Origin of the sequence: Arthrobacter sp. Br18, from assembly GCF_000520555.1 — a bacterium.
GTDB lineage: Bacteria > Actinomycetota > Actinomycetes > Actinomycetales > Micrococcaceae > Arthrobacter_D.
Genome location: NZ_KI914868.1, coordinates 142,292 through 143,533, shown reverse-complemented (window position 1 = coordinate 143,533; position 1,242 = coordinate 142,292). Strand labels below are relative to the sequence as shown.

Genomic DNA, 1,242 nt, shown 5'->3' with positions numbered 1-1,242 from the left:
TTCCTCTCGCTCGAATCGACGCCCGCCGAAGTGGCCCGCGTGGTGGTGGCCGCGGCCCGGGGCGATGCGCTGCTCGACGGCGCCGTCTTCACCCGCTTCACCGAAGCCGCCGGGAACGTAGCGACGAAGGAGAGCTCGACCGTCCGGCTCACGGCCCGTGAACTCGAGGTCCGCGACCTGCTCATCGAAGGGCTGGCCGACAAGCAGATCGCCACCCGGCTGGCCATCTCGGTGAAGACCGTCGAAAAGCACGTGGGCGCGATGCTCCGGAAGACCGGCGCTCGCAACCGCACCATGTTGGTGGGGCTGCAGCACTCCGGCTCGTAGGTCGCGTCAGTAGGCGGCAGCACCCGCCGAGGCGACCTCCTGGTCCTGCTCGATGGTGCCGGTGGAGACGCCGATGGCGCCCATGATGCTGCCGTCGCGCACCAGTGGGATGCCGCCGGGAAACACCGCGAGCCGGCCACCGTGGGCGTCGCTCAGCCCGTAGATGGGCCCGTCCTGCCGGGTGGCGCCCTGCAGGTCGCCGGTCTCGCACTGGAACGCGATGGACGTGTAGGCCTTGTTGATCGCGATGGTGATGCTGCCGATGTTCGCGCCGTCCATGCGGACATGCGCCTTGAGGTTTCGCTCGAATCGACGCCCGCCGAAGTGGCCCGCGTGGTGGTGGCCGCGGCCCGGGGCGATGCGCTGCTCGACGGCGCCGTCTTCACCCGCTTCACCGAAGCCGCCGGGAACGTAGCGACGAAGGAGAGCTCGACCGTCCGGCTCACGGCCCGTGAACTCGAGGTCCGCGACCTGCTCATCGAAGGGCTGGCCGACAAGCAGATCGCCACCCGGCTGGCCATCTCGGTGAAGACCGTCGAAAAGCACGTGGGCGCGATGCTCCGGAAGACCGGCGCTCGCAACCGCACCATGTTGGTGGGGCTGCAGCACTCCGGCTCGTAGGTCGCGTCAGTAGGCGGCAGCACCCGCCGAGGCGACCTCCTGGTCCTGCTCGATGGTGCCGGTGGAGACGCCGATGGCGCCCATGATGCTGCCGTCGCGCACCAGTGGGATGCCGCCGGGAAACACCGCGAGCCGGCCACCGTGGGCGTCGCTCAGCCCGTAGATGGGCCCGTCCTGCCGGGTGGCGCCCTGCAGGTCGCCGGTCTCGCACTGGAACGCGATGGACGTGTAGGCCTTGTTGATCGCGATGGTGATGCTGCCGATGTTCGCGCCGTCCATGCGGACATGCGCCTT

4 protein-coding genes are annotated in these 1,242 nt (G+C 69.4%); 2 read left to right on the top strand and 2 right to left on the bottom strand.

Going from position 1 to position 1,242, the window contains the following annotated elements; translation table 11 throughout:
- The coding region (locus Y704_RS20710; protein WP_035772420.1) for a response regulator transcription factor at positions 1-327 on the top strand (327 nt) is incomplete at its 5' end.
- 6 nt (positions 328-333) lie between these two features.
- On the opposite strand, the gene Y704_RS20705 is transcribed toward Y704_RS20710, so the two are convergent.
- Positions 334-606: a GlcG/HbpS family heme-binding protein gene (locus tag Y704_RS20705; RefSeq protein WP_081747577.1), complete on the bottom strand. Its 273-nt coding sequence runs from the start codon at positions 604-606 to the stop codon at positions 334-336.
- A 6-nt stretch (positions 607-612) separates the two neighbouring features.
- On the opposite strand from Y704_RS20705, the gene Y704_RS23480 reads away from it, so the two are divergent.
- A complete protein-coding gene (locus tag Y704_RS23480; RefSeq protein WP_081747576.1) occupies positions 613-948 on the top strand; it encodes a helix-turn-helix domain-containing protein in 336 nt (111 codons plus the stop codon).
- Between the two features lie 6 nt (positions 949-954).
- Here the strand turns inward: Y704_RS23480 and Y704_RS20695 are convergent.
- Positions 955-1,242 (bottom strand): GlcG/HbpS family heme-binding protein (locus tag Y704_RS20695; protein ID WP_035772476.1); only part of this gene is annotated, 288 nt, incomplete at its 5' end.

Bases quoted from the DNA above. Each gene is read 5' to 3' on its own strand.
- Y704_RS20705 (WP_081747577.1), bottom strand. From the start codon at position 606: ATGGACGGCGCGAACATCGGCAGCATCACCATCGCGATCAACAAGGCC.
- Y704_RS23480 (WP_081747576.1), top strand. From the start codon at position 613: ATGCGCCTTGAGGTTTCGCTCGAATCGACGCCCGCCGAAGTGGCCCGC.